Raw genomic sequence first — 3,200 nt, 5'->3', positions numbered from 1 at the left:
TGTTACAAGACACGGTTGTGGGCTTGATCCTCGGTGTTCGTTTTTTTGCAGAAACATCCTGTCCCACCGGATGCGGCCAAATGGGCACGGCACCCAGTGCCCCTCCCGTCTCCCGCCTCCCGTCTCCTTCGCCCTTTCCTAACACCTAAAACCTAACACCTAAAACCTAAAACCTAACACCTAAAACCTAACACCTAAAACCTAACACCGTCCTCCCCCTCCTACTCGATCTCCACCCCCTGCTTGCGGTACTCGTTGAGCTTGTTGCGCAGGGTTCTGACCGATATGCCCAGGAGTTTGGAGGCCTGGGTCCTGTTGCCCGATGTCTGGTCGAGGCTCTGCAGGATAAGCCTGCGCTCCATCTCCTGCAGGGGGACCACGTTGCCGGGGACGGCCGGGTGGTCGTCTCCTTCGCCGGCGTCCTTCGGCAGCTCCCCTTCCTCTGGCCCCCCGGGCTGTTCGTCAAGGGGCCACTCTTCGCCCTCGAGCAGAAAATGGCACGGCTTGATGGGCGAACCAGCGGCCAACAGCACGGCGCGCTCCATGAGATTTTGCAATTCACGGACATTGCCCGGCCAGGGATACTCCATGAGCCAGCTCTTGGCCTCGGCAGCGAACCCCGAGTAGGCGAACCCATATTCCCTGCTATACCGTTTGATAAAAAATTCGCCCAGAGCGAGGATGTCCTGTCCGCGTTCGCGCAGGGGCGGAAGCTTCAGGGGGATGACATTGAGCCGGTAGTATAGATCCTGTCTAAATTCCTTTTCGGCCACGCTTTTTTCGATATCCCGGTTGGTCGTGGCCAGGACCCTGACATCGACATTGAGGGTCTCTGTCCCCCCGACGCGGTCTATCTCTCCCTCCTGCAGAACGCGCAGGAGTTTTGCCTGCAGCCCGAGATCCATCTCGGAAATTTCGTCCAAAAGCAGGGTTCCGCCGTGGGCGAGCTCGAACTTTCCGGCTTTTTTTTGGATAGCCCCGGTAAAAGCGCCCTTTTCATGCCCAAAAAGTTCCGACTCCAGCAGATGTTCGGGCAGGGCCGCACAGTTGACCGCCACAAAGGGGTTGTCGCGTCTATCGGACGCCCCGTGGAGGTATCTGGCGAACATCTCCTTACCGGTCCCCGACTCACCGGAGATGAGCACGGTCGCCCTCGAGGGGGCCACCTGCCTTGCCAATGCCAGGACGCGGCGGATGGCCGGGTGGGAGCCGATGATCTTTCTCGTCCCCGCGGGTATATCTGCAGGGGGGTGCACCGGCGGTGCAGCGGTTTCCGTTTCCTCCGGCAGGGCCGCAAGAACCTTGTCCTTGTCAAGGGGGGTCGTCCAATAATCCCGGGCACCGGCCTCGAGTGCCTTCTGGGCCCCATCAACCGACCCCGCTTCCGAGAACACGATGACCTCCACCCCGCACTCTTCTTGCTGCACCGTACGCAGGAGATCGAGCACGCGCATTGTTGCCAGGTTTTCCTGGGCGAAAACGAGACAGGGGACGGTGTTTTGGATAACCCTCAGCGCAGACTCCACGTCCTCGGCCATGAGTACGGAGACCCCCCTTTTCTTGAGGGCGGTAAAAACCGGGGTGACGTACTCCGGCCGGGAGACAAAGAGAACATTGGTTGCTGACATAGATTGGGTCATTATCCGCAAAGCACATTATTTGCAATATTATCCATACCGTCCCTTGCTTGCCCATGAGCGCATATTTTGCTATACGCGCTCATCTTTTTGTTTCATCGGGTCCTTACTACATCCAGGCCCCACCATATCCCTACCAGGAGTGCCGGCCATGCCGGATCTTGGCAGGGTTTGTTCCCTCAAAACCCATCCGGATTTATTTTGATCGACATACGACACATCCATAAATGGTACGGCGAACACCACGCGCTCAAGGACGTCTCCCTGCAGGTCGGCAAGGGCGAGGTCTTTGTCGTGTGCGGGCCGAGCGGTTCGGGCAAAAGTACCCTTATCAGGTGTATTAACCGCCTCGAGCCCATCCAAAAGGGCAGGATCCTGGTCGACGGTGCGGATCTGTACGCAGAAGACCTGAACCTGACCCTGCTCAGGGCGGAGATCGGGTTCGTCTTCCAGCAGTTCAATCTCTACCCGCACATGACCGTCCTTGAGAATATCATCCTCGCCCCGACCATGGTCCGAGGGATGGACAAAAAAGAGGCATCTTCCATCGCCATGGACCTGCTCGAGCAGGTTGATATCCCCGACAAGGCCCACGCGTATCCCGGACAGCTTTCCGGGGGGCAGCAACAGCGCGTGGCCATTGCCCGCGGACTGGCAATGCAGCCCAAGATCATGCTCTTTGACGAGCCCACATCGGCCCTGGACCCGGAAATGATCAACGAGGTCCTTGATGTCATGAAAACCCTGGCCAAAAAGGGGATGACCATGATCTGCGTGACCCATGAGATGGGTTTCGCCCGAGAGGTGGCCGACCAGGTCGTGTTCATGGACGATGGATGCATCATCGAACAGAACACCCCGGGCCAATTCTTTGCCAACCCCCAAAGTGACCGCACCAAGGATTTTCTCAAAAAGATCATCAGCCACTGATTCTCAAAAAAATTAAGAAATTTAAGCGAGTTAAGAAATTTGAAAGAGTTGGGGAATTTGAGAGCGATAAAAACCTCATGCGGCCAAGCCGCAGTTTTACGTTTTAGGTTTTAAGTTTTAGGTTTTAAGTTTTAGGTTCGAATGGTTAGAGAGTTTTCTTGTTTTTTTGGCAGACTTTCACGAGTAAGATACTACAACCTAACACCTAATACCTAAAACCTAACACCATTCCCCCGCGTCCAGCCCGGTTTTTTCGGGACACATACCAAACCCGTTCCACTCTCAACCAAGGAGATGCACGATGCGTAGTTTGAGAATCCTCACCCTCGTTGCCGTCATGAGTTTGTGTGCCACGATGGCATTTGCCGGTGCCACGTATGACAGGGTCATGAAGACCAAGACGATCCGTGCCGGAATCATGACCAATTCCATTCCGGGCGCCTACTATGACGCGGACAATAATTGGGTCGGTTTCGACGTGGATATGGCCAAGGAAATCGCCAAACGTCTCGGCTGCAAGCTCGACAGGGTCAAGGTGACCGACAAGACCAGGATCTCCTTCTTGCAGCAGGGCCGCATCGACATGTCCGTGGCCAACATGACCCACAAACGCGAACGCGACAAATCCATCGA

The 3,200-nt window shown here is 55.9% G+C and carries 3 protein-coding genes; 2 read left to right on the top strand and 1 reads right to left on the bottom strand.

Annotated elements, in window-relative coordinates; all coding sequences use genetic code 11:
• Positions 1 to 221: 221 nt before the first annotated feature.
• A complete protein-coding gene (locus tag ACY692_RS14720) occupies positions 222 to 1,628 on the bottom strand; it encodes a sigma 54-interacting transcriptional regulator (RefSeq protein WP_462326133.1) in 1,407 nt (468 codons plus the stop codon).
• Positions 1,629 to 1,838: 210 nt separating this feature from the next.
• Between ACY692_RS14720 and ACY692_RS14715 the strand changes: the two genes are divergently transcribed.
• Positions 1,839 to 2,567, top strand: a complete 729-nt coding sequence (locus tag ACY692_RS14715; RefSeq protein ID WP_462326132.1) for an amino acid ABC transporter ATP-binding protein — start codon at positions 1,839 to 1,841, stop codon at positions 2,565 to 2,567.
• A 301-nt stretch (positions 2,568 to 2,868) separates the two neighbouring features.
• A partial coding sequence (locus ACY692_RS14710) for a transporter substrate-binding domain-containing protein (RefSeq protein WP_462326131.1) occupies positions 2,869 to 3,200 on the top strand: 332 nt, incomplete at its 3' end.

The organism is Desulfoplanes sp., assembly GCF_054921335.1.
Note: the sequence above shows the minus strand (reverse complement) of the source record. Positions and strands in the feature narration are given on the sequence as shown.

Coding starts and splice junctions, on each gene's coding strand:
- ACY692_RS14720 (WP_462326133.1), bottom strand. CDS start 1,628: ATGTCAGCAACCAATGTTCTCTTTGTCTCCCGGCCGGAGTACGTCACC.